Raw genomic sequence first — 19,982 nt, 5'->3', positions numbered from 1 at the left:
CTTCAGCTTTCCGGGTTAACAAGGGCAATTTCATCGCCGGCGGCGATACCACTGCTGATCTCAGCATGGCTCAGGCTTTTACTACCCAGACTGATGGGTTGTCTGACAAAAGTGCTGCCATTGCGTTTGTAAACATACAGCTGCTGTTGTTCACTAAAAATGGCTTGCAGTGGTACTTTTAATATTTCAGGTTTTTCGTTTACCCACAGAGTGGCAATAGCTTTAATACCAGGCATAAAGCGGGGGTCTTGTTGCTCGGGTGCGACAATGACTTCGATATATTTACGCGGGTCGCGTCGCTCGCGCGATTGCGCTATCGCGCCAACGGAAACAATTTTACCGTTAAGCACCGTATCGGGCCAGGCGGCCAGATAAAATGTCACCCGCTGCTCTGCTGCCAGCCCAATGGCCTCTTGTTCGATAACCTGTAATTTCAGATGCTGCAGGCTTAGATCGGGAATGCTGCCTATTTTAAAGCCAGGAAACACCATGCCGCCTACTTCTGGCTTTTCACCGCGCCAGTTGGTATCGAACAGCAAAATACCAGCGTGTGGCGCTTTGACTTCCAGCGCGGCTAAACCAGTTTCGGCCTGTTGCAGCAGGCTTTGTTGCTGGCCGCGTTGCAGCTGAAGCAGTTCTAGCTCGCCACTACTGCGCTGACTGAAACTTTGTTCCTGCCAGCCCAGATATTGTTTTTTCTCGCCGAGATATTCTTTATTTTGCATCGAATCAAGAATTTCCAGCTTTGAACGAATTTGCACATCGTCAATACTGAACTGATCGGCAAAACGGAATTCCTGCGCTATCAGAGATTGATCCAGCCCCAGGCCTTTTTGCTCGTTATTTTGTTCAGCCAGTTTTTGCTGCTCGTCGGCCAGCACACTGCTAAGGCTGGAGCTGGCTTTACGCTGCGAGCGCTCCAGCTGAGTGGCATCGAAAGTTACCACCACATCACCAGGTTCAACCCTGGTGTATTCGCGGGCCAAGCTGGCAATAAAACGTGGGCCCTGCACATTACGCGGCGCATTAATAGTTACCGAATTTACCGCAAATAATTCACCTTCAGTATGCACCTTATGCACCAGAGTGGCGGGTGCTACTTTATATACCGGTACCTGTAGCTCGGGCTCAGCACAGCCCGATAAAACGAGCAGGCCAAAGGTAACTGTGGCCGGCAGCAGTCGATAACACTTAGTTTTCATTCGGCTCTCCCTGCAGGTTGCCCAGACTGATATTAAGACGGGCCGACATACCAGGGCGCATCAGCTCGGTATCCAGATTGGTCAGGCTGACACTGGCATCGACTACCCGGCGCAGGTTGTCGTTAGATTTATCCCGCACTGCGTTGCCCAGGCTTTGCAGTACGCCATTAAATCGTCGCTCCGGATAAGCATCCAGTGTAACTTCAACCGCTAATCCTGGTTGCAGCTGTTTTAAATCGATCTCGTCAATTTCGGCTTTAACATACAGGCTGTCCAGCTGGCTAACTTCGGCAACCGGCTGACCAAACTGGGCACTGTCGCCAACTGAAAATTTCTCGCCGTCAAAACCAATGCTGTAGACCATGACACCGGCAAAGGGGGCTTTAACCTGCATACTGGCGATATTGCGTTGCAGCTGGCTAACCTCTGACTGCAAGCGACTGACTTTTGCCAGCAGCATTTGCTCTTCAGCCTGGCGCTGTTGCTGATGGCTGGCCAGCCTCGCCTGAGCCAGCTGGTATTGGTTGTCGGCAATGGTAAAGTCTATTTGGGCTTTACGCCGGTCATTAGCAGAGGTCGACTGGTCAACAATCTCGGCTTTACGTTGCTCGCGATCATATTCCATTTTCCGCTCGGCCAGGGTCAGTTTCAACTCTTCAAATGTCTGCTCGTCGCTGCGCAAACGGTTGGCCAGTTCCTGCTCGGCACTTTTCAGTTCAATATTTTTGTTATTCAGCTCGTCGGTCAGCCGCTGGCCGTCAAACGCCACCACTACGGTGCCTTCGGTTAACATGCTGCTTTCCGGTGCTAACTGCTTAATATTATATTGCCACATATTGCTGACGCTGGGTGGCGAGGCTTTAAATGAATTAGCGGCGGTTAACTCGCCGGTGGCACGGACATAGCTGACAACAGCACTGGTGCTATCCTGGACGCGTTCCGGCTGACAAGCGCTCAGCAGCAAGGTGCATAATACCGCGCTAAGGCAGTACTGGTATGGTTTTGGGTTTGATAAAGTCACTTTGCCGCTACCTCTATTAACATGCCCATACCCAGCATCGGACTGGTAACAGGCAGCTGGGCGGCGGTAAATGAAGCTTTATAATACAGGGCATTACCCCAACTCTGGCGTTTCTCGCCCTGATTAGCTAACTCACTGAGAGTAACAGTGAAAGGTTGGTCGGGGGCAATATCAAACCGTGCCTGCAGCGCATCGGCCTGCTGCAGGCGCGGTAAATCCGTTTCATGCACCCAGGCTTCAATATATAAATTGTCTTTGCGGTTCAGTTCAGCAATCAGCCAACCCGGCTGCGCCGTAACGCCGGCATATATTTTGGTACCATACCAGGGGTGGTTGCCATAACTGATATTGCCATCCTGGGTAGCGTAAACACTCATCCGGCTTAGCACATTTTCAGCGTCCGTTAGCTCAGCCTGGGTTTGTTTTATAAGCAACTGTTGCTTGGTTAATGCGGCATCGGCGGTGATCCTGGCAACGGCTAATTGTTCTGCCGCCTTGCTGGCTTCCGTGCGCGCCCGCTTTTGTTCCAGTTGATATTGCTCGAAGTCGTATAAGCTTAAATTTGCCTTAGGTACGCCGGCATCGATACCGGCTTTTTCCAGCAGCAGCTGGCGGCGATTCAGCTCATACTCTGCTTCCATCACACTTTGTTTATGCTCACTTTTCAACTGATTTAGCCGCTCTTCATGGTTAACTAAGCTGCTTTTCAACTGTTCAATCTGGGCCTGGGTATTACCAGCGTCAAATACTGCAATCAAATCGCCGGTTTTCACCGGCTCACTTTCATTTTGCAGCCATTGCACCTGTACCCGCCAGTTATCACTCATCGGGGCAACCACACTCTGGCGGTCAGCTGATTGTAAGGTTCCGGTGAGTAGTAACGGTAACTCACTATTGCCGGTGGTGTCCGCGGTGCTGAAGGCACTGAAACTTAACTGGCCGACAGCCAGAAATACTATGCTGAACGTGCGTTTGAACATGCGCTGTCCTCCGTTATCTGACCATCACGCATCCGGATCACGCGGCCGGCATAGGCAGCGATTTCATCTTCATGGGTGACCATAACAATAGTATTGCCCTGCTGGTGTAAGTCACACAGCAGCTGCATGATCTCTTTGGAGGTTTTGCTATCCAGATTGCCGGTAGGTTCATCGGCAAAAATCACTTTAGGCCGGTTTACCAGAGCCCGGGCAATGGCCACGCGCTGGCGCTGACCACCTGACATTTCATGGGGCTTATGGTCTTTGCGATGGCCCAGCCCCACCTGATCCAGCAAATCATTGGCCCGGGCGATAGCCTGCTCCGGGGCAATATCAGTGTAGCGTAATGGCAATGCCACATTCTGGGCAGCGGTAAGTCTGGGTAATAAGTGAAACGACTGAAAAATAAAACCAATATGCTGATTACGCATCGCCGACAGGCTGACATCATCCAACTGGCCAATGACCTGGCCTGCCAGTTGATATTGGCCGGCACTTGGCGTGTCCAGGCAACCAAGAATATTCATCAGAGTCGACTTACCTGAACCTGAGCTACCCATCACGGCAACAAATTCGTTTTCAGCAATGTCCAGGCTGACATTACGCAGCGCCTGTACCTGGCTATCGCCACTGCCAAAGTTTTTATAAAGGGCTTTCGCCGTAATCATCTGCTCAACCTGCTTGTGGTTAGAATCGCTCCAGTTTGCCACAAGCTAAACTGGCCTGACAGCCGGTTATGGCTGCCAGAGTTGATTAATTGTAAGTAGATGTAAAATACGTCAGGCGGGCTAGACCCAACGGCTAATTGGCGCGATCAGTCAGACTGCTGATAGCGCACTAAATTAAGTAACTGGCTGATATTATTTAAATCTGAGCGCTGCATAATCAGCTCCCGACCCAGCTTTAACGCATTTCGCTGACACTGCGCCCGCTTACCAGCATCGCTGATACTGTCAATATCTGCCGCATGCGCCAGGCCTACCGTCCGTCGAATCAGCTCACAGCCGGCATAGCCGGCTGTATCGCTAAATACCTGCTGTAAAAAGCGTTGCTGATACAAGCTGCTTTCCAGCGCCGGGTCCTGGGTCTCCCGGCTCATCAATTCAGTAAATGTCTCGCTGAAATCCAGCCACAGCTGTTCAGCTTGCTCCAGTAAATAGGCCTGCTGGCTGGTGCAATCAGCTGCGTCCTGTAAGCCAGGGCAGGCTAAATAGTTAATAAGTAAGTTGCCCAGCAAGCTGCCAACATCAAAGCCTATCGGGCCAAAAAAGCCAAATTCGGCATCAATTACTTTGCAGTTATCGCTGTTAATAAACACGCTGCCACTGTGTAAATCGCCATGTAATAACGCCTGAGGCTTACTTAGAAAACTGGCTTTTAATGCGGCAACCTCTGCTTTTAAGGCATCGTCATGCCAAAGTGTTTTCGCTTTTTCCAGCATCGATGGTTCAATGTTATTGCGTTCATGATTGCAGTAAGGGTCGGTAAAAAATAAATCTTCTGTGATCAGGCACAGTTCCGGGTTTAAAAAACGGGCAACTTCGGCTTTTTTATGTTCGCTGCTCAGCACAAAATCGCTGGTGTAAAATAAGGTATTTGCCATATAGCTGGCCATTTGTGGCGCTAGATGGTTAAATTTTTTGCCGTCGATCAGTTCGGCACGTAATATCCGGTAGTCGTCCAGGTCTTCCATTAGCATGGCGCAGGCTATCGGGTCAAAATAACGTACTTCAACCGTATGCTGCGGGCAAAACCGTCGGTGTAATTTCAGCACTTCGGCTTCAATCCGCGACCGATCGGTGGTCAGTGGCCAGCTTTCACCCATCAGGTGGGCGTAAGGTAGAGCTTGTTTTACAATCAGCGAGGTACCTTTATCATTCTCGATCCTAAAAACCAGGTTTTGATCGCCGTCTGTTAATTCAACCGCGCTGAGCTTGCTATGCTCGCCAAACAATTCGCTGTGTTCATCGGCAAAGGCGATAGCGTCATCGGCATTGAAGGTTTTGTACTCACTCATCAGGCGCACCGTTAATTGAAAAGATAAAAGCAGGGCTGCATAATCGCAAACCCGATAGCCGTCTGCAATGCTAAAAAAGCGTTAAGCAGGGATTAGTCACGTAAAATGTAACTGCGTTTAGCCTGGTCGGCCGGATATTGCTTGGTCGAAATTTAAGCGATCAGTGTTCTGCAATTTTTTAGAGGCCAAATGTACTGCTGATAAGTACCTGATTTTACTACCCCCCCCCCTGTTAATTTGTTGATTAAGCAATATTAATATAACAAAAAAGAATATAACAAATTATTGTGTATTAAATTGAAACATATTAGCTTGCTCGAACTTACAAAGTTTGCAGTATTGTAAACACAATAGAAGTTTGAGGTTGTTGTGGCAGAACAGGGATTGTTTCGCGCTAATGCTGTTAAGCAGCAGAGCGCGCGTTTAGATGGCGATGTAATTATTGCCCAGCCGCTTAGCAGCACAGTGCTAACCACTATTTTACTCTGTGTGGTGGTGGCTATTGTGGTGTTCCTTAGTGTTACCTCTTTTAACCGCAAAGAAACCGTAACCGGTTACCTGAAACCCGATATTGGTCTGGCCAAAGTCGTGTCATCCCGCGCCGGGGTTATTCAGCAAGTGTTTGTTGAAGACGGCCAGCAGGTTAAGGCCGGCGATCGCCTGGCGTTAGTAACCATTCCCGAGCATTTATCGGCTGGCGACAGCCTGACCGGCACTTTGTTTCAGGGCCTGGTGCAGCAAACTGAGCTGGTTACCTTACGCAAGCAACAATTGGTCAGTCAGTTTAGCCAGCAGGAAACTGAGTATCGCAATCGCTTAACCCTAAGCCATAATTTACTGGATGATATTGCTGCCCAGCAGCAATTGTTGCAACAACGGCTGCAGTTAAATCAACAGCGCCAGCAGGATTTTCAGGGGCTGCATAAACGCGGTGCTATTTCCACTACCGAGCTGCAACAACAACAGGAACTGGTGTTGAATATTCGCCAGCAACTGGCCGAACTTAATGCCAATGAACAAAACCACAAAGCCCAGCTAGCCCAGCTAAGCGGCCTGCTGCAGCGCCTGCCCAGCGAGCGAGAGCAGCAACTGGCGCTGCTGGATAGCGATATTTCCCGCCTGCAGCAACAACAAACCGAGCTTAATGCCCGCGGCGAAATGCTGATTACCGCGCCTATCAGTGGCCGGGTTACCAACCTGGTAGCAGAAATTGGCAATAATGTGCGGGTCGGCTTGCCGCTATTAACCATTATGCCCGACAACGCTCAGCTGCAAGCCATTTTGCTGGTGCCGACCCGTGCCTACGGCTTTGTAATGCCGGGTCAGCGCACCCGCTTACGCTTTGATGCCTTTCCGTACCAGCGTTTTGGCTTGTATGAAGGGCAAGTAATAAAAACGGCGCAGGCTATCGTGCTTCCCAACGAAGTCGATATGCCTGTCGCCGTACAGGAGCCAGTGTATCGGGTACAGGTAGCACTGGATTCGCAACTGATCCGCGCTTATGGCAACACAGTCCCGCTGCAATCGGGCATGCTGTTAAGCGCAGATATCGTGCTGGAACAACGCAGTCTGTTAGCCTGGTTGTTTGAGCCGATTTTAAGCCTGAAAGGGCGCTTATAGCTCTGAAACAGAGCAAACCTTTAAACTTAAAAGCATCTCAAGGAGAGATACTATGCAAGAGTTAACATTTGATCAAGTTGAAGTGGTTAGTGGTGGTGTATATCAGGCAAGCAACGGCAGTGATGCTCCAATCACAAATCTAACTAGCCCGTCAGCCATGGATATGAGTGGAGATAATCAATTTATTATTACTAGTGTTGCTGGTGGTATTTTAGGTGGATTCATTGGTGGTGTTGCTGCTGCATTTAAAGGCGAGAGCATTGGAGCAGGTGTGGCTGGAGGAGTAGTTTCTGGAGTATTGCTTGGTTCAGGCGCGGCTCTTGCAACAACCGGGCTACGTGTAGCTGGTCAGGTGTACACCTCAGTGGTAGGCGGAACAAGTGTAGCAGGTGTTGGTGTCATTACCGCTGTAGTGCCTCACGCTCCAAATTAATACTCAAATATATTTTTTAAAGCAGGGATAGCTCCCTGCTTTCTGAGTGAGTACTCAGAAAACTTGAGGAAAGAGAAAATCATGTCACTCCTTTTCATTTTCATTAATGTGTTTATTGCCATAATTATTTTGTCCCCTTTATTTGCAAAAAAAGAGCATAAAAAAATCATTTATACCTGCGTTTTGATTTTTGTGGTCAATTCTTACTCATTCTATTTGAAATTTCCAGATGCAGTAGTTTCGTCAATAGTTAAAGCGCTTTTCTTTACAGTGATTATTGTTTCTGCAACATATGTTCACTCACTTGTGATCGCTAAGTACGGGAAAGGCAAGTAACGATGTACTATGTCCAGAAAAAAAGTATTGTTTTGCATTGTTATGCTAATTCGCATCAATCTTGTGATATAAAATAAATGATACTACAAACCGAATCAGCTGAATGCGGCCTGGCCTGTATGGCTATGGTGGCCAATTATCATGGCCATCAGCTGGATTTAACCACATTACGCAGCCGCTATAGTGTGTCGCTAAAAGGCGCCAATATGCAGCAGTTAATGCTGCTGGCTAACCAGTTAAATATGACTGGCCGTGCATTAAAACTGGAGTTGGATGACTTAGCCAAGCTGCAAACGCCTTGCATTTTACACTGGGAAATGAACCATTTTGTGGTACTAAAGAAAGTGCATCGCAATGGCATTACTATTCTGGACCCGGCCATGGGCGAGCGGCGCTTGTCATTTAAGGAAGTGGATAAAGCCTTTACCGGGGTAGCACTGGAGCTGACACCCACCAGTGAGTTTAAAAAGGTTGATGAGCGGGTAAAGCTCGGCCTCACCGCATTCTGGACCAATATACGTGGCGTAGTGCCAGCCCTGGTAAAGCTGTTTGCTCTATCGTTAATTTTACAAATTTTTGCCCTTGCCTCGCCATATTATACGCAGCTGGTAGTTGATGAAGTATTGGTTAGTCATGATAAGCCTTTACTAATGGTGCTGGCATTGGGTTTTGGTTTACTGATGCTGATTCAAATGGTGGTGGGGGTGTTGCGTAGCTGGATAGCGCTGCACCTTGGCACCATGATGAGTATGCAAATGGTAACTAACCTGTTCCGCCACTTGCTGCATTTGCCTGTACCATTTTTCGAAAAGCGCCATATGGGAGATATTACTTCACGCTTTGGCTCGCTATCGGCTATTCAATCATTATTAACCACCAGCCTGGTTGAAGGGCTGCTGGATGGCATTATGGTAGTTATTGTTTTCGCCATGATGTATCTGTATAGCCCGCAGCTAAGCCTGGTGGTGGTCGTTGTAGTGCTGCTGTATGCGTTGGTGCGCTGGGCATTTTATTGGCCAATGCGTAAGTTGACTGAAGAAAGCATTATTACCTCGGCTAAAGAGCAAAGCGTGTTTATGGAGTCGATACGCGGTATTCAAAGTTTAAAGCTATTTGGCCAGGAAGTGCAGCGGCTTAACCTATGGCAAAACCGCCATACTGAAACCATTAATGTCGGTTTCAGGTTGGCCAAGTGGGGCATCAGTGCCGGGGTGGTCAATCAATTATTGTTTGGCATTGAGGGTATTTTAATTATCTATCTGGCGGCCCACTTAGTGATGGCCGGAGATATGACCGTTGGAATGATGTTTGCCTTTGTTGCGTACAAAAGCCAGTTTACCGGCCGGATGAGTAGCTTAATTGGCCTGATAGTACAGATTAAAATGACTAAGCTGCATTTGGAGCGATTAGCCGATATTGCCCTGACCGAGAAAGAAGACGAAGGCAATAGTATTGATGGCAAGGAGTTAACCGGAGGGTTAGTTTTGGAAGGGGTGAGTTTTCGTTACGCTGACACCGATCCGCTGCTGTTTGAAAACCTGAGCCTTAACGTTAAAGCTGGCGACAATATTGCGATTATTGGTCCATCTGGTACCGGTAAAACCAGTTTAATGAAAATTATGCTGGGTTTAATGCCAGCAACATCCGGTAAAGTAAAAGTTGATGGGATTGATGTCGGCCACTTTGGCTTGCGCAACTACCGTAGCCAAATTGCCGCAGTAATGCAGGATGATCAGTTAATGTCGGGTACCCTTGCCGAGAATATCAGCTTTTTTGACAGCCAGATGGATATGCAGCAGGTTATGGCCAGTGCTCAACTGGCGGGTATTCATCAGGATATTTCAACCATGCAAATGGGCTATAACAGCCTGGTCGGTGATATGGGCAGTTCGTTATCGGGCGGCCAGAAACAGCGGTTATTGCTGGCAAGGGCACTATATCGTAAACCAAAAATACTGTTTATGGATGAAGCCACCAGCCATTTAGATGTGCAGCTGGAGCGCTATGTAAACCAGGCGATTAAACAACTAAATATGACCAGAATCATCATCGCCCACCGGCCACAAACCATTGTAAATGCCGAGCGCATTATGCAACTGCATAACGGTAAGCTGCGGGATGTCACCAAAGCGTACAAAGCAAAATTTGGCTTGCCGAAGCCAGTGGTCGAACAAAGTGCTTAGTAGGGAATAGATGCGTACAGAAAGAGAACTACAGCAGTTTGCACCGGAGGTTGCTAATGCTGATTGAACAGTGTCCGCATTGTCAGCAAGATATACAGCTGCGTGACAGATTGGTGCTTATTTACAAATTTTACGGTACCTGTAAGCATTGCCAGCAGGATTTTTTGCCAAAGCGAGGGCCAATGGTCTGGAGCTCTGGCGTAATTGGTGGCATAACCGGAGTTCTGGCAACTGCCATTCTAAAGTTAGATTTTCTAAGCGCGATGGGGCTGTCGCTACTGCTGGTTTTTATCATTCAGCGCTTTATAAATGTGTTTTATAGCTTGGATCCGCTGTCCGACGGCTAACTTTAATTTATTGCGTATCATGAAACATACGCCTGACTATTCAATCAGGTACAACACAGCTACGATCATAAAAATAAAAAAAGCCCGGTTAAATTAACCGGGCAAAGGACGAGGGTAAAACGGGGTAAAACTTGTTACAGTTAAAACAGTTTTCGCTTAAAACAGCTTATTCAGCGCTGTTATACGCGATTTGATTGGTTTCAACGCCATTAATATCGGCGGTTAAGCGTGCCAGGTTGTGCTGGTTAATATCGTTGGTATTTAACGATACTGCGCGTTTAAAATCTTCCAGCGCAGCGACTTTGTCGCTGGCCAGTACGTGCATTACACCGCGGTTGCTGTAAGCCAGGGCACGCATTTCGCGTTTGGCGTCGGTTGGTAATGCCGGGGTAGTTTGTGCCAGGCTTACTGCCTTGTTGCAGGCGCTTTGGGCCAGATCAATCTGGTTTAAGCGGCTGTAAGCGACGCACAGGCTCATGTGTAATGAGAAGCTGTCTGCTTCAGCACCGCGATAGTTGGTTACTTCGCTGATGCCTTGCTGTAACTGACCTGCCTGAATGGTCGTGACGCCCGGGGTGTCTTCAATTAACACCATTTTGTAACCATTGCTCGCAGCTGAAGCGAGAAATGGACTTGAGGCCAGCACGCTCAGTGCCACGGCGGTAGCAAATTTTTTGGCTGTGAATGTCATGTCGTATTCTCCCTTGGTTTAAATTTGGGTCACCGGCCTTTCGTAGGGAAAGTTTTTGCGGCGACAGGGATACTTTAGCCAGTAGCAACTGGTCTGACAAACGAGATAAATCACACCGATAGGTTAAGAAAATTCACCTATACTTCGCGCTGAACGCCCTGTAACTGTCATAAAAGGCTGCTATGCGAACACGGTTAACAGCAGCGGGTTTTAGCCGTGGGCTGGCTGAAAACTCTTTAATACCCAGTCAATCAGCAACTGAATTTCCGGCCGGTTAGCGTCGTCATCATGGCGCACTAAGTAATAGCGATCGCGGCTTAACAACTCCTGTTCAAACAGCCGTACCAGGCTGCCGCTGCTGAACCAGCTCTGGCTGATGGGCAGTGGAATAAGTGCAACGCCTAACCCTTGCTGAGCGGCGCGGGCCACGCTGAACATACTGTCGAGCTGAATAATCTGCTTTGGCTTAAAGTTATGATAGCCGACATGTTCAGCCCACTGATGCCAGGCATGTGGCCGCGCCTGATGCAGAATGAGCGGGGTTTTCTCCAGCGCCCGGTAACTTTTGCCATGAATTTGCTCATACAGCTTGGGGTTGCAGGCGGGCACATAGCTTATTGGAAATAAATCGTAAGCCTGCATACCCTCGGGCTTTTTACCAGATAGAACAATAGACAAATCAGTGTATTTCGGGCTGTCGCGGCGTGATTTCACCGTTTCCAGCTTTAAATTTATATTCGGATATTGCGCCGACCAGCCAATAAGCTTGGGTACAAACAGTTCGCTGGCAAAAAACTCCGGCATCGAAATGCTGACTTCCTGCATCCGTTCAACCTGACTGAACTGGGCAATGGTATCGGCCAGCTGGGCCAGCAGCGGTTGCACTTCCTGATAAAAGCGTTTGCCGGTCTCGGTTAACGCTATGGCGCGGGTTTTACGCTCAAACAAGCTGAGGTTTAAGTTATCTTCCAGTTGTTTTATCTGGTGGCTGACCGCTGAGGGGGTTAAATACAGCTGCTTGGCGGTTTCCTTAAAACTTAAACACTCTGCTGCAACGCAAAAACAGCGCAAGCCGCGAAGTGGCGTGTGTATTGTCATGTTCGGTATTACCTAAATAAAATGGCAACGTAATGATGTCGTTAATTTCGCTTTATCTCAAGCGTATTAACAGGCTTGACCTGCAACCATTTCGCGGCAACACTGTACGGCCGTAATTTAGCAGGTTATCCCGCGTGACAGCAATTAATTGGGCAGCACTGAATGCTGCCGCCAAAGCGGCCTCTGAGCAGGCCTATGCTCCCTATAGTCAGTTTCCGGTTGGTGTGGCTGTACAGGCCGAAAGTGGCCAGATTTATGCTGGTTGTAATGTCGAAAATGCCTCCTACGGCGGCACTGTTTGTGCCGAGCGTAATGCCATCGCCGCAGCGGTAGTGGCTGGTGAACGCAAATTTGTCGCGTTGCTGGTGTATACCCCGCAAGCTAAGCTGACCCCCCCTTGCGGTATATGCCGTCAGATAATTGCCGAATTTTTCATGCCGGATGCGCCTATTGCCAGTAGCAACCATTTAGGCCAGCAGCAAAGCTGGAACCTGCAGCAATTGTTACCCGATGCTTTTACCCCTACTTATCTGGCTGCCAGCGAAAAAATCAGTAAGGACAGTTAATTATGGCTATTCCTCAGGAAATTATTAAAACCAAACGTAACGGCAAGCCGTTAAGTCATGCCGAGATCCGCCAGTTCGTTCAGGGCTTAACAGATGATAGCTTCAGTGACAGCCAGGCAGCAGCACTGGCGATGGCCATTTATTTAAATGGGATGGCGGTAAGTGAAATTGTCGAACTGACATTAGCCATGCGCGATTCCGGCACGGTGCTTAACTGGCAGGGGCGCGTAAATGGCCCGGTAGTGGATAAGCACAGTACCGGCGGCGTCGGTGATAAAGTCACCCTGATGCTGGCACCGATGGTCGCTGCTTGTGGCGCCTTTATGCCAAGTATTGCCGGACGCGGCCTTGGCCATACCGGCGGCACGGTAGATAAACTGGAAAGTATACCAGGCTATAGCTGTACCCAGAGTTTAAGCCGGATTGAGCAATTATTGCCGCAGCTGGGCTGTGTGATTGTTGGTCAGAGCAGTGAATTAGCGCCGGCAGATCGTCGCTTGTACGGTATTCGCGACGTTACCGCCACGGTAGAATCTATCCCGCTGATCACCGCCTCTATTTTATCGAAAAAATTATCTGAAGGTCTCGATGCGCTGGTGATGGATGTCAAAGTCGGTAATGGCGCCATTATGGCCACTGCCAATGATGCCAGTGCCTTAGCAACCAGTATAGTTAATACCGCCACCGGTGCCGGTGTTGCCACCCGGGCTTTAATCAGCGACATGAACCAGATTTTAGGCAGCACAGCGGGCAATGCGCTGGAAGTTATTGAAACTCTGGATTATTTAACAGGTAAATACCGCGAGCCAAGACTGCACCAACTCACGTTGGAGCTTGGCGCCAATATGCTGATGCTGGGTGGCCTGCATGCTGATAAAGCCTCGGCAATAGCGGCACTGGAGCAAAGCTTAAGTTCGGGCAAAGCAGCAGAAATATTCAGCAAAATGGTGGCAGAGCTTGGCGGTCCGGCAGACTTGCTGGAAAAGCCGCAGCAGTATTTAGCCAGCGCTCCCGTAGTGCAGGATATTGTTGCGACGCAACCAGGATATGTAAATTATCACAATACCGTTGGCCTGGGGATGGCGGTGGTTCGCTTAGGCGGTGGGCGGTCTCATCCCAGCCAGCAAATTAACCCGGCGGTGGGCTTTAGCCATATTATGGCAACAGGTAGCAAGGTTAAGCAGGGCGACAGGCTGGCGACCGTTCATGCAGCCAGCGCAGCAGCGGCTGAAACTGCCCGCAACGAATACCTGCAGGCACTGAGTATTGACGTTGAAACTTCAGAAAAATCAGTTCTGGTTCACCATACGATTGGTTAAAGATAACCTGGCGTTAGCAAAGGGCCTGTTAAAACAGGCCCTTTGCAGTAACGGCCGCTAGTGCAATTTAAGCCGTGGTCGGACGATGCGGTTAATGCGGGCAACGAGTGAAATAACCAGCATTTTCAGCCAGCCGTGCAAAGCAACCTGGTGCATCCGGTACAACGAGATATAAGCTAGTCGGGCAATCCGGCCTTCAATCATCATCGCCCCTCCTATCAGGTTACCCATTAAACTGCCTACGGTACCAAACCGGCTTAAAGAGATTAGTGAGCCATGATCTTTGTATTGGAAGGTATGCAAGGGCTTGTCGTTCAGGGAGGCGATCAGGTTTTTCGCGACCAGGCTAGCCATTTGATGTGCTGACTGAGCCCGCGGCGGTACCCATTTACCGTCGGCCAACGGGCAGGCGGCACAATCACCAATCACATAAATGCTGGGGTCACGGCTGCTTTGCAGCATGGGGTTTACCACCAGCTGATTGAGCCGGTTACTTTCCAGCCCCGCCAGCCCCTGCATAAAATCAGCTGCCTTGATGCCGGCAGCCCAAACCATTAGTTCGGCATCCAGTTGCTCGTCGCCTAATTGCAAGCCATGACAATCAGCGGCGGTGACCCGGGTATTAACCCGCACGTCGACGCCAAGCTTTAGCAGCTCTTTATGAGCTGCACTGGCAATACGCTCAGGCAAAGCCGGTAAAATACGAGGCCCGGCTTCCACCAGATGAATATTTAAACGCTCTGAGCGTAAATCAGCAAATCCGTATAAATTCAGCTCTGCTGCTGCATGGAAAAGCTCGGCAGCGAGTTCCACACCGGTGGCACCGCCGCCAACAATCGCGATATTCAGTTTGTCTTTTGGGTGCTCCGGTGAGTTCAGCTTCAGATAGGCATCAAGTAAGCGGCGTTGAAAACGATGTGCCTGCGCCGGACTGTCCAGAAAAATACAATGCTCTGCCACACCCGGGGTATTAAAGTGATTGGATATACTACCGATGGCTAACACCAGGTAATCATACTTAAGCGTACGCTCGGCCAGTAATTGTTCGCCGTCTGCAGAGGCAATGGCTGCCAGGGTAATCGTGCGTTGCTCGCGATTAATATCGGTAAATTTGCCTAACTGAAACTCAAAACCATGACTGGCGGCGTGGGCCCGGTAACTCAGCTGGTCAATTTCGACATCGAGGGTGCCGGTAGCGACTTCATGCAGCAGCGGTTTCCAGATATGGGTATGGTTACGATCAACCAGCGTGATATGGGCGCGTTTTCTCCGGCCCAGTTTATTGCCCAGCCGGGTAGCCAGTTCCAGGCCGCCGGCACCACCGCCAATAACTACGATGCGAGGGGGTGTCATTGCTTTGTCCTTAGGTTATTACAAAACCGGGTACTTTATTGCAGCGATAAAAAAACCGGCGCGAAGGCCGGTTTTAAGCGTTATGATTTTTGCCGTTTCATCGAGTCGAAAAACTCATCGTTGGTTTTGGTCATCGATAACTTATCGATTAAAAACTCCATACAGTCGCTTTCGTCCATCGGGTGCAGGATTTTGCGCAGGATCCACATTTTTTGCAGCTCTTCCGGCGACGCCAGCAGCTCTTCACGACGGGTACCTGAACGGTTAAAGTCAATAGCCGGGAAAATGCGGCGTTCAGCAATTTTGCGTGATAAATGCAGCTCCATGTTGCCGGTGCCTTTAAATTCTTCGTAAATGACTTCGTCCATTTTCGAACCGGTATCCACCAGCGCGGTAGCGATAATGGTTAAGCTGCCGCCTTCTTCTACGTTACGGGCGGCACCAAAGAAACGCTTCGGCTTATGCAGAGCATTGGCATCGACACCACCGGTAAGCACTTTGCCAGAGCTTGGAATAACAGTGTTATAAGCCCGGGCTAAGCGGGTAATAGAGTCGAGCAGGATAATCACGTCTTTTTTGTGTTCGACCAGTCGTTTGGCTTTTTCAATCACCATTTCAGCTACCTGAACATGGCGACTTGCAGGTTCGTCGAAGGTTGAGGCAATAACTTCACCTTTTACCAGCCGCTGCATTTCCGTTACTTCTTCCGGGCGCTCGTCAATCAACAATACCATCAATACACATTCAGGATGGTTAGCGGCAATAGACTGGGCGATATTTTGCAGCAAAATCGTTTTACCGGCTTTCGGCGGTGCGACAATTAAACCACGCTGGCCACGGCCGATTGGAGAGGCTAAATCCAGTACCCGGGCGGTAATATCTTCCCGGCTACCGTTACCGCGCTCCATCCGCAGCCGCGAATTGGCATGCAGGGCGGTTAAGTTTTCGAATAAAATCTTATTGCGGGCCTGTTCTGGCCGGCCGAAGTTAACTTCATTAACTTTTAGCAGCGCAAAATAGCGCTCACCTTCTTTCGGTGGCCTAATTAAACCAGAAATGCTGTCACCGGTACGCAGGTTAAAGCGGCGGATCTGGCTGGGTGATACGTAAATATCATCCGGACCAGCTAAGTAAGAGCTGTCAGACGAACGTAAGAAACCAAAACCATCCTGCAGAATTTCCAATACCCCTGCGCCGAAAATTTCTTCACCGTTTTTAGCGTGGGCTTTTAATATTGCGAAGATAATGTCTTGTTTACGCAGGCGGGCCATGTTTTCCTGGCCCATGGACTCGGCCAAATCAACCAGTTCGCTAATTGGTTTCAGTTTCAGTTCTGTTAAATGCATAGTTTGATGGGTTCTTGTTGGTAAAAACAGAAAATGCTTATCGGCTCGATAACAAAGGTTTGGAAGTTGGTTTATTCGACAGACAAGCGTGGTTTAAGATATTTGCTTAGCCACACAATAGCAGCAGATGTTTGGCACGTCCAGCGGGCAACAGCAAAAAGGCGTACAAAAATACGCCTTTTCAGTCATTTTCAGATATTGCTATCTAAAAACTCTTTTAATTGCGTTTTTGATAGCGCGCCAACTTTGGTCGCGGCAACCTGACCATTCTTAAACAACAGTAAAGTTGGAATACCACGAATACCAAATTTTGGCGGGGTATTCGGGTTTTGGTCAATATTTACTTTAGCAATACTGACTTTGCCGCTGTATTCTGCCGCAACGTCTTCCAGAATCGGTGCGATCATTTTACAAGGGCCACACCATTCTGCCCAGAAGTCGACCAGTACCGGCGCTTCGGCTTTTAAAACATCAGTTTCAAAACTGTCGTCAGAAACCTGTAAAATTTGTTCGCTCATCTATTTCTCCGTTCAGGCTGTGCAGTTACACTGCAAAAATGTGTTATCAATTTAAACGTGGCTGTTTCTTATTGCAAGCGTAACAGTTATGCTAGGCAGGTATGAATAAAACTCACTTAACCTCACATAAATTTGCCGATTTCGCATTGGCACCACAGGTTCTTGACGCTTTAGCGGCGCAAGGTTACAGCTATTGTACGCCAATTCAAGCTCAGTGTTTACCCCTGGCGCTTGCAGGTAAAGATATAGCGGGTCAGGCCCAAACCGGCACCGGAAAAACCCTGGCTTTTTTAACAGCAACTTTTCATTACTTGCTAAACCATGAACCAAAAGGTTCAGGACAGCCACGTGCCATTATTATGGCTCCTACGCGGGAACTGGCTGTGCAGATCCATAACGATGCAGTAATGCTGGCTCAGAAAACCAATTTACGTCTTGGCTTAATATATGGGGGTGAAGGTTACGATACTCAACGCCAATTATTGCAACAAGGCGTAGATATTCTGATTGGCACTACTGGCCGGCTGATAGATTACCTTAAACAGGGCTTGTATGAGCTTGATCAAATTCAGGTTGTTGTACTGGATGAAGCAGACCGGATGTTTGACTTAGGCTTTATAAAAGACATTCGTTTTATGTTTAACCGGATGCCGCCGGCGACGGAACGGTTAAGTTTATTATTTTCTGCCACCTTATCGTACAAGGTGCAGGAGCTGGCGTTTGAAAAAATGAACGAGCCAGTGCATATTCACGTCGCGCCGGATGAGATGACCGGTAGCCAGATTAGTGAAGAGCTGTTTTACCCGGCGCATGAGCATAAAATGAAGTTGCTATTGACGCTGATGGAAGAAGACTGGCCTGATAAAGCCATTGTGTTTGCTAACACTAAGCACGCCTGTGAAGATGTTTATGCCTGGCTGGAGGCCGATGGCCACCGGGTTGGCATGCTGACAGGCGATGTAATTCAGAAAAAACGGCTGAAAATTCTGGATGATTTTACCACCGGCAAACTGGATATTCTGGTCGCAACCGATGTTGCCGCCCGGGGTTTACATATTCCTAAAGTCAGCCATGTTTTCAATTTCGACTTACCCGACGATTGTGAAGACTACGTACACCGGATTGGTCGTACTGGCCGTGCCGGTGAAAGCGGCAAAGCGATTAGCTTTGCCTGTGAGCGTTATGCCCTGAATTTAACTGCTATTGAAGACTATATTAAACACACTATAGCGCTAACTCAGTATGATGCTACTGCCTTGCTTGACGATTTAACCGTACCGAAACCACGGGTACGTCGCCGCCCGGGTCAGGCTCGTAGTGGCCCTGGCCGTGGCAACAGTGGACGCAGCAGCAATGGCCCAAGAAATCCCCGCAGCCGCCCCCGTTAACCCTGTGCCGCCGGTAACGGCGGACCATTCTGGCGACACGTCACCGCATAGTGATATCTATGCGGTGATTGATCTGGGCTCTAACAGCTTCCATATGCTGATGGTAAAAGTGGTGGGCGGTTCTGTGCAGGTGATAGGCCGGGTAAAACGCAAAGTTCGCCTGGCGGCCGGTTTAAACGATAATCTGGTGCTCAGCCGTAAAGCCATGAAGCGTGGCTGGGAATGCCTGGCGTTATTTGCAGAGCGGTTACAGGATATACCGGCGGCAAATATCCGGATTGTTGGCACCGCTACGCTGCGGTTGGCGCAGAATGTTAAAACCTTCCTGAAAGAAGCTGAAGTTATTCTGGGCCAGAAAGTCCGGGTGATCAGCGGTGCCGATGAAGCGCGGATTATCTATCTGGGCGTGGCCCATACCTCAAATTGTGACTCCAACCGGTTAGTGATTGATATTGGCGGCGCCAGCACTGAAGTGGTGGTGGGGCGCGGCTATGCTCCTGAATTGCTGGCCAGCCTCAATATGGGCTGTGTCACTTATCTGGAGCGCTATTTCGGCGATGGCGAATTAAGTGAAGACAATTTTAATCAGGCAATTGATGCTGCTGTCCTGCAAGTGCAAACCATCAGTAATGACTTTCTGGCCAAAGGCTGGCAAATAGCCGTAGGCGCCTCTGGTACCGTGCAGGCCATTCAGGAAATTCTGGTGGCTCAGGGCAAAGATGAAGTGATTACCCTGAGAAAGCTGGAAGATATTATGCAGCAGGCCATGGCATGTGGCCCGATTATGCAACTGAATATAATCGGCCTGGCGCAGGAGCGTAAGCAGGTTTTTTCGTCCGGTTTAGCTATTTTAATCGCGTTGTTCCGGGTATTACATATTGACGGCATGACGTTATCGGGTGGCGCCCTGCGTGAAGGTGTGTTGTACAGCATGTTACCACAGCTGCAACATAGCAATGTGCGTAACCGCACCGTCAGTAGTTTAATGGTGCGCTACTTTATCGATCAGCGCCATGCTGAAAGGGTAGCAGATATGGCGGTGGAATTGGCTGGCCAATTGCAAAGCCGCTGGGATGTCGACAAATTTGAAGGGCTGAGCATGTTACGCTCGGGAGCACTCCTGCACGAGCTTGGCTTACTGATAGAGTATAAAAACCACCATCATCACGGTGCTTATATTATTAACCATTCTGATTTACCTGGTTTTACCCGGGCCCAGCAACAGCTGGTGATGGCGCTGGTGCATAATCATCGTGCCGACATTAGCCGGGAAGTGATTGCCCGTCAAACCATGACCTCCGTTCTGCTAACAGTAAGGCTGACCCGTATCTTGCGTCTGGCGGTAATCTTATCAATGCGTCGCCGCCACGAAGTACTGCCTGCAGTCAGGATAACCACCAAAGCAGAAACGCTGAACTTGCATATGCCGGCGAACTGGCTGGAACAGCATCCGTTGATGCGGGCTGAATTAGAGCAGGAAGTACAATACCAACAGTTGGCTGGCTGGCAGCTTCTGATCAAGTAAGGCGCTGCCAACCGGTTTTATGGTAATTATTACCGTGCT

The 19,982-nt window shown here is 49.1% G+C and carries 18 protein-coding genes; 8 read left to right on the top strand and 10 right to left on the bottom strand.

What is annotated here, in order from left to right:
• Nucleotides 1-2: 2 nt before the first annotated feature.
• From B2Q61_RS13680 to mtnK, 5 genes are all read right to left on the bottom strand, one after another.
• Entirely contained in the window at nucleotides 3-1,202 is a 1,200-nt protein-coding gene (locus tag B2Q61_RS13680) for an efflux RND transporter periplasmic adaptor subunit (protein WP_290618244.1), read from the bottom strand.
• A complete protein-coding gene (locus tag B2Q61_RS13675) occupies nucleotides 1,192-2,223 on the bottom strand; it encodes an HlyD family secretion protein (RefSeq protein WP_290618247.1) in 1,032 nt (343 codons plus the stop codon). The genes B2Q61_RS13680 and B2Q61_RS13675 overlap by 11 nt, the downstream gene beginning before the upstream one ends.
• Nucleotides 2,220-3,203 (bottom strand): HlyD family secretion protein, encoded by a 984-nt coding sequence (locus B2Q61_RS13670; protein ID WP_290618249.1) that lies wholly within the window; start codon nucleotides 3,201-3,203, stop codon nucleotides 2,220-2,222. The genes B2Q61_RS13675 and B2Q61_RS13670 overlap by 4 nt, the downstream gene beginning before the upstream one ends.
• Nucleotides 3,179-3,871, bottom strand: coding sequence for an ABC transporter ATP-binding protein (locus tag B2Q61_RS13665; RefSeq protein WP_290618250.1), 693 nt, complete (start codon nucleotides 3,869-3,871; stop codon nucleotides 3,179-3,181). Before B2Q61_RS13665 ends, B2Q61_RS13670 begins: the two co-directional genes overlap by 25 nt.
• 146 nt (nucleotides 3,872-4,017) lie before the next feature.
• Nucleotides 4,018-5,220, bottom strand: a complete 1,203-nt coding sequence (gene mtnK, locus B2Q61_RS13660; RefSeq protein WP_290618252.1) for an S-methyl-5-thioribose kinase — start codon at nucleotides 5,218-5,220, stop codon at nucleotides 4,018-4,020.
• Between the two features lie 369 nt (nucleotides 5,221-5,589).
• Here mtnK and B2Q61_RS13655 point away from each other — a divergent pair, with 369 nt between their 5' ends.
• The 4 genes from B2Q61_RS13655 (at nucleotide 5,590) to B2Q61_RS13640 (ending at nucleotide 10,139) form a co-directional block, all read left to right on the top strand.
• A complete protein-coding gene (locus B2Q61_RS13655) occupies nucleotides 5,590-6,840 on the top strand; it encodes an HlyD family secretion protein (RefSeq protein ID WP_290618254.1) in 1,251 nt (416 codons plus the stop codon).
• A gap of 52 nt (nucleotides 6,841-6,892) precedes the next feature.
• Nucleotides 6,893-7,273, top strand: coding sequence for a hypothetical protein (locus tag B2Q61_RS13650; protein WP_290618256.1), 381 nt, complete (start codon nucleotides 6,893-6,895; stop codon nucleotides 7,271-7,273).
• A gap of 413 nt (nucleotides 7,274-7,686) precedes the next feature.
• Nucleotides 7,687-9,792: a peptidase domain-containing ABC transporter gene (locus B2Q61_RS13645; RefSeq protein WP_290618258.1), complete on the top strand. Its 2,106-nt coding sequence runs from the start codon at nucleotides 7,687-7,689 to the stop codon at nucleotides 9,790-9,792.
• Nucleotides 9,793-9,848: 56 nt separating this feature from the next.
• Nucleotides 9,849-10,139 (top strand): hypothetical protein, encoded by a 291-nt coding sequence (locus B2Q61_RS13640; RefSeq protein WP_290618260.1) that lies wholly within the window; start codon nucleotides 9,849-9,851, stop codon nucleotides 10,137-10,139.
• A 166-nt stretch (nucleotides 10,140-10,305) separates the two neighbouring features.
• Here the strand turns inward: B2Q61_RS13640 and B2Q61_RS13635 are convergent, their stop codons facing one another.
• Nucleotides 10,306-10,830: a hypothetical protein gene (locus tag B2Q61_RS13635; protein WP_290618262.1), complete on the bottom strand. Its 525-nt coding sequence runs from the start codon at nucleotides 10,828-10,830 to the stop codon at nucleotides 10,306-10,308.
• A gap of 210 nt (nucleotides 10,831-11,040) precedes the next feature.
• The gene (locus B2Q61_RS13630; RefSeq protein ID WP_290618264.1) at nucleotides 11,041-11,928 is read right to left on the bottom strand and encodes a LysR substrate-binding domain-containing protein; all 888 of its coding nucleotides are present in this window, start codon (nucleotides 11,926-11,928) and stop codon (nucleotides 11,041-11,043) included.
• Nucleotides 11,929-12,062: 134 nt separating this feature from the next.
• Between B2Q61_RS13630 and B2Q61_RS13625 the strand changes: the two genes are divergently transcribed.
• Both B2Q61_RS13625 and deoA read left to right on the top strand, forming a co-directional pair.
• Nucleotides 12,063-12,494 carry a cytidine deaminase gene (locus B2Q61_RS13625; protein ID WP_290618266.1) on the top strand — a complete coding sequence of 144 codons (432 nt, stop codon included), beginning with the start codon at nucleotides 12,063-12,065 and terminating at the stop codon, nucleotides 12,492-12,494.
• 2 nt (nucleotides 12,495-12,496) lie between these two features.
• Nucleotides 12,497-13,813, top strand: coding sequence for a thymidine phosphorylase (gene deoA, locus B2Q61_RS13620; protein ID WP_290618268.1), 1,317 nt, complete (start codon nucleotides 12,497-12,499; stop codon nucleotides 13,811-13,813).
• A gap of 57 nt (nucleotides 13,814-13,870) precedes the next feature.
• On the opposite strand, the gene B2Q61_RS13615 is transcribed toward deoA, so the two are convergent.
• The 3 genes from B2Q61_RS13615 to trxA all read right to left on the bottom strand — a co-directional run bounded on the left by B2Q61_RS13615 (nucleotide 13,871) and on the right by trxA (nucleotide 17,030).
• The gene (locus tag B2Q61_RS13615) at nucleotides 13,871-15,166 is read right to left on the bottom strand and encodes an NAD(P)/FAD-dependent oxidoreductase (RefSeq protein WP_290618270.1); all 1,296 of its coding nucleotides are present in this window, start codon (nucleotides 15,164-15,166) and stop codon (nucleotides 13,871-13,873) included.
• An 80-nt stretch (nucleotides 15,167-15,246) separates the two neighbouring features.
• Nucleotides 15,247-16,512, bottom strand: a complete 1,266-nt coding sequence (rho, locus tag B2Q61_RS13610) for a transcription termination factor Rho (RefSeq protein WP_290612559.1) — start codon at nucleotides 16,510-16,512, stop codon at nucleotides 15,247-15,249.
• A gap of 191 nt (nucleotides 16,513-16,703) precedes the next feature.
• Nucleotides 16,704-17,030: a thioredoxin TrxA gene (gene trxA / locus B2Q61_RS13605; RefSeq protein ID WP_290618272.1), complete on the bottom strand. Its 327-nt coding sequence runs from the start codon at nucleotides 17,028-17,030 to the stop codon at nucleotides 16,704-16,706.
• Between the two features lie 101 nt (nucleotides 17,031-17,131).
• Here trxA and rhlB point away from each other — a divergent pair, with 101 nt between their 5' ends.
• Nucleotides 17,132-18,418, top strand: coding sequence for an ATP-dependent RNA helicase RhlB (gene rhlB / locus B2Q61_RS13600; protein WP_290612561.1), 1,287 nt, complete (start codon nucleotides 17,132-17,134; stop codon nucleotides 18,416-18,418).
• Entirely contained in the window at nucleotides 18,384-19,943 is a 1,560-nt protein-coding gene (gene gppA, locus B2Q61_RS13595; protein ID WP_290618274.1) for a guanosine-5'-triphosphate,3'-diphosphate diphosphatase, read from the top strand. Before rhlB ends, gppA begins: the two co-directional genes overlap by 35 nt.
• Nucleotides 19,944-19,982: the final 39 nt, after the last annotated feature.

Origin of the sequence: Arsukibacterium sp. UBA5043 (assembly GCA_002415085.1) — a bacterium.
Lineage (GTDB): Bacteria > Pseudomonadota > Gammaproteobacteria > Enterobacterales > Alteromonadaceae > Alishewanella.
The sequence above is the reverse complement of the archived record's forward strand: the minus strand, read 5'-3'. Positions and strand labels throughout refer to the sequence as shown.

Bases quoted from the DNA above. Each gene is read 5' to 3' on its own strand.
- mtnK (WP_290618252.1), bottom strand. From the start codon at position 5,220: ATGAGTGAGTACAAAACCTTCAATGCCGATGACGCTATCGCCTTTGCC.
- B2Q61_RS13615 (WP_290618270.1), bottom strand. From the start codon at position 15,166: ATGACACCCCCTCGCATCGTAGTTATTGGCGGTGGTGCCGGCGGCCTG.
- B2Q61_RS13635 (WP_290618262.1), bottom strand. From the start codon at position 10,830: ATGACATTCACAGCCAAAAAATTTGCTACCGCCGTGGCACTGAGCGTG.
- B2Q61_RS13640 (WP_290618260.1), top strand. From the start codon at position 9,849: ATGCTGATTGAACAGTGTCCGCATTGTCAGCAAGATATACAGCTGCGT.
- rhlB (WP_290612561.1), top strand. From the start codon at position 17,132: ATGAATAAAACTCACTTAACCTCACATAAATTTGCCGATTTCGCATTG.
- rho (WP_290612559.1), bottom strand. From the start codon at position 16,512: ATGCATTTAACAGAACTGAAACTGAAACCAATTAGCGAACTGGTTGAT.
- trxA (WP_290618272.1), bottom strand. From the start codon at position 17,030: ATGAGCGAACAAATTTTACAGGTTTCTGACGACAGTTTTGAAACTGAT.
- B2Q61_RS13665 (WP_290618250.1), bottom strand. From the start codon at position 3,871: ATGATTACGGCGAAAGCCCTTTATAAAAACTTTGGCAGTGGCGATAGC.
- B2Q61_RS13650 (WP_290618256.1), top strand. From the start codon at position 6,893: ATGCAAGAGTTAACATTTGATCAAGTTGAAGTGGTTAGTGGTGGTGTA.
- gppA (WP_290618274.1), top strand. From the start codon at position 18,384: ATGGCCCAAGAAATCCCCGCAGCCGCCCCCGTTAACCCTGTGCCGCCG.
- B2Q61_RS13670 (WP_290618249.1), bottom strand. From the start codon at position 3,203: ATGTTCAAACGCACGTTCAGCATAGTATTTCTGGCTGTCGGCCAGTTA.
- B2Q61_RS13680 (WP_290618244.1), bottom strand. From the start codon at position 1,202: ATGAAAACTAAGTGTTATCGACTGCTGCCGGCCACAGTTACCTTTGGC.
- B2Q61_RS13630 (WP_290618264.1), bottom strand. From the start codon at position 11,928: ATGACAATACACACGCCACTTCGCGGCTTGCGCTGTTTTTGCGTTGCA.
- B2Q61_RS13645 (WP_290618258.1), top strand. From the start codon at position 7,687: ATGATACTACAAACCGAATCAGCTGAATGCGGCCTGGCCTGTATGGCT.
- deoA (WP_290618268.1), top strand. From the start codon at position 12,497: ATGGCTATTCCTCAGGAAATTATTAAAACCAAACGTAACGGCAAGCCG.